This is a genomic window from Brachyspira innocens ATCC 29796 (genome assembly GCF_000384655.1).
In the GTDB taxonomy this organism is placed as follows: domain Bacteria; phylum Spirochaetota; class Brachyspiria; order Brachyspirales; family Brachyspiraceae; genus Brachyspira; species Brachyspira innocens.
In genome coordinates this window covers 1-2,749 of sequence record NZ_ARQI01000028.1, presented here as the reverse complement: position 1 = coordinate 2,749, position 2,749 = coordinate 1, and the positions used below count along the sequence as shown (strand labels likewise).

Below are 2,749 nucleotides of genomic sequence, written 5' to 3'. Positions count from 1 at the left end.
TTATATCCGTATTATAAGGATAATTATATATATATAATACTATCCACGACTTCAAAAGAAATAGAAACTGAAGCAAATATTGGAAATATAAAAATATATGATAATAATATAATAGCTCCAATAGATCCAAAATATGCTGAATATTTGGGTGTAGTTATAACTGAATATTTTGGAATATATTTAATAAATGGAAAATATAGATTAAAAGGTTCTGCTAATAAAGTTTATAATAGTATGGTAATGGGTTTTGTAGATTATGATATAATAACACAATTTTTTAATGTTACAAATCAATATTTATTCTATGAAGATGACAACTTATTAATAAGGACAGAAGGCGGTTTTACAATTAATTCTATTATTCCAATCCTTATTAAGTTTAAAACTAATAATTATATAGTAGATATAGAATGTCCGATTCAGCCAAGTATTTAGAGAGGTTATTATGAAAAGACAGTTTGATACTTTATTTAAACATAATATTTTTAATAATAAAGAACATTATAATTTCTGCAGTAAGTGCAATAAACTTTATGAAAATAAACAATTCTGCGAATGCGGTAATTTTATTAATCTTACTAGGATAGATAAAAATATAGCAGATATCATTTTAGAGTTAAACAAAAAAGGATATAAAACTAGTCAGTGCTGCGAAGGGCATATTGAAGATGAATATTTCCATCCATATATATATTTTAGTTATTTATTTGATGTTAATGTTTATGGTATGGCTAGGCAAATATCTGAAGTTATAGAAAGTGAGAATCTTCCTATTGAAACTGTTTATATGTTCAATAATCAAAACAAGCAGATAGGAACTCTATTTGAAGTAAAAGAAAGTAAAATAACAGAATTAGAAAATAACAAAGAAAAAATAAAAGAGGTGTTTATTAATAGTTTTAAGATAATAGCAGAAAAATTAAAAGTTTATAAATAGTTTTAAGGAGTGAATATGTTTAAATTAATATTAATTTTTTTAATAGGTGTTATGGTACTTTTTACTTTCATTGGAATAGTAAAATACTATAACAAGTTTATGAATGAAACAGCAGGAACATTTAAAGAGAGATTAAAAGCTCTCATTAAAGAAAAAACATCAATATATTATTTCATTAAATTAACTTACGGATGTGTGATGTTTTTTATAGCTGTAATTTTATAAATAAGCGAATGCCGCCGCCGAGCAAGTTTACTTACTCGGCTATTTAAAGGCGGCATGAGCATAACAATAATAGGACTGATTATGAAGGCATTAAAAGATTTACTTTTTATTATATATAAAAAATTGTCCGCTTTAAGTATCTGCTTGATAAATCAAGCAGATGCTCCCAATTTTTTATTTTTAAGTTTTTTATATTAAAAAATTATTACAGAGGTTATTTATGTTTAATAGCTTTAAAGATTTAATTTCATGCTCAAAGACTGGGCATTTATCATCTATGCGTTTAATCAGCTTATTAGGTTCAGCGGTTATGCTTGTTTGTATAGCTTTTTTAGTTTTCTCTAAAGATACTAGGCTTGGTGAAGCTCTTCCTTTTTTAATGGGCGGTTTGCTTGGACTTGCAGGATTTAAAAGTTATCAGTCAAAGTTTGAAGGTGATAAATAATCTTAACAACTCATTTACCATTTTTTTTCTCCTTTTAATAATAAAATGTTTTAAGGCGGAGCTTTTTTAAGTTCCGCCCTCTTTTTTAACTCTTTAATCAAAATCAATTATTGATAAAATATTTACAATAAGAGTTAAAAAAGAATCTGCTTTATCTAATATATAATGAAGTTTTTTGTATTTATCTTTATTAATTATTTTTATAGAAAATGTTAAAATATACTTTACTATTTTTAAAAACAGTAGTATTATATTTGTAGTAATCATTTTATTACCTCGTAAGTGATATTTTGATTTTTGAGGGTAAAGTTTTGGGGACTTTACTCTCTTTTTTTATTTAAGCTTATTACTTTTTGTATATTTCACTCATATACATTTTATGCAGTTCTGCTAAATACTCGCTTACTCTCATATTCAAACTGTCAGCCTCTTTCTTCATTTCTTCAAATGTTATCTTTGTAACTCTTAAAGTTATTCCTGTGTTTCTTTCTTCTTTACTGAATGGTTTTAATTTTTGCATACTGCTTTTTATATGGAGGGATAAAATGAAATATAAAAAATAAGGGCGAAGCTTAAACTCCTGCCCTTGAGAATAAAAATATAATTTATGGTTTTTAGAAATTAATATAAATTAATTTTAAACTTTTTCATAAAAATAGGCAATCAATATGAATAGCAAAAGAATTATTCATTTTTGTTATTTTCAATCTTATTTTTTATTTTCGGATATTTTTTGTAGAACTTATTAAATGCTCCCCATTTTTCAAGTATATCTTTTTGTAAACATTCATATATAGCACTGCATAATTTACAATCTCCCATAGCTCTATGCAAATTATCTATACTAACGTTATAATATGATGCAACTGTTACTTGCTTATAATTTTCTAAATCTTTTAATACTCTTTTAGCTATATACATAACATCAATAAAATCATTATTTAATAAAAGTTCTCCATTACTAACTTCATATAAAGCATCATATAAAAACTTTATATCAAATGGAACATTATAACCAACTAATATATCATCCCCTACAAAATCATAAAATTGTTTTATAGCTTCATCTACTCTAGGTGCATTTTTTACCATTTTATTAGTAATATTTGTGTATGAACTTATAAAGTTTGGAATATAATCTA

The 2,749-nt window shown here is 24.6% G+C and carries 6 protein-coding genes; 4 read left to right on the top strand and 2 right to left on the bottom strand.

Features of this window, described 5'->3' with window-relative positions:
• The 4 genes from F811_RS16620 to F811_RS0100350 form a co-directional block, all read left to right on the top strand.
• Positions 1-435 (top strand): hypothetical protein (locus F811_RS16620; protein ID WP_026364296.1); only part of this gene is annotated, 435 nt, incomplete at its 5' end.
• A 10-nt stretch (positions 436-445) separates the two neighbouring features.
• Entirely contained in the window at positions 446-937 is a 492-nt protein-coding gene (locus F811_RS0100365) for a hypothetical protein (protein WP_020003342.1), read from the top strand.
• Positions 938-952: 15 nt separating this feature from the next.
• Positions 953-1,162 carry a hypothetical protein gene (locus F811_RS0100360; RefSeq protein WP_020003341.1) on the top strand — a complete coding sequence of 70 codons (210 nt, stop codon included), beginning with the start codon at positions 953-955 and terminating at the stop codon, positions 1,160-1,162.
• Positions 1,163-1,382: 220 nt separating this feature from the next.
• Positions 1,383-1,607 carry a hypothetical protein gene (locus F811_RS0100350; protein WP_020003340.1) on the top strand — a complete coding sequence of 75 codons (225 nt, stop codon included), beginning with the start codon at positions 1,383-1,385 and terminating at the stop codon, positions 1,605-1,607.
• Between the two features lie 346 nt (positions 1,608-1,953).
• Here F811_RS0100350 and F811_RS16615 read toward each other — a convergent pair whose 3' ends face one another.
• Together F811_RS16615 and F811_RS15260 are read right to left on the bottom strand one after the other, a co-directional pair.
• Entirely contained in the window at positions 1,954-2,127 is a 174-nt protein-coding gene (locus F811_RS16615; protein ID WP_020003338.1) for a hypothetical protein, read from the bottom strand.
• A gap of 164 nt (positions 2,128-2,291) precedes the next feature.
• A partial coding sequence (locus tag F811_RS15260) for a 3'-5' exonuclease (protein ID WP_020003337.1) occupies positions 2,292-2,749 on the bottom strand: 458 nt, incomplete at its 5' end.

Coding starts and splice junctions, on each gene's coding strand:
- F811_RS0100365 (WP_020003342.1), top strand. CDS start 446: ATGAAAAGACAGTTTGATACTTTATTTAAACATAATATTTTTAATAAT.
- F811_RS0100360 (WP_020003341.1), top strand. CDS start 953: ATGTTTAAATTAATATTAATTTTTTTAATAGGTGTTATGGTACTTTTT.
- F811_RS0100350 (WP_020003340.1), top strand. CDS start 1,383: ATGTTTAATAGCTTTAAAGATTTAATTTCATGCTCAAAGACTGGGCAT.
- F811_RS16615 (WP_020003338.1), bottom strand. CDS start 2,127: ATGCAAAAATTAAAACCATTCAGTAAAGAAGAAAGAAACACAGGAATA.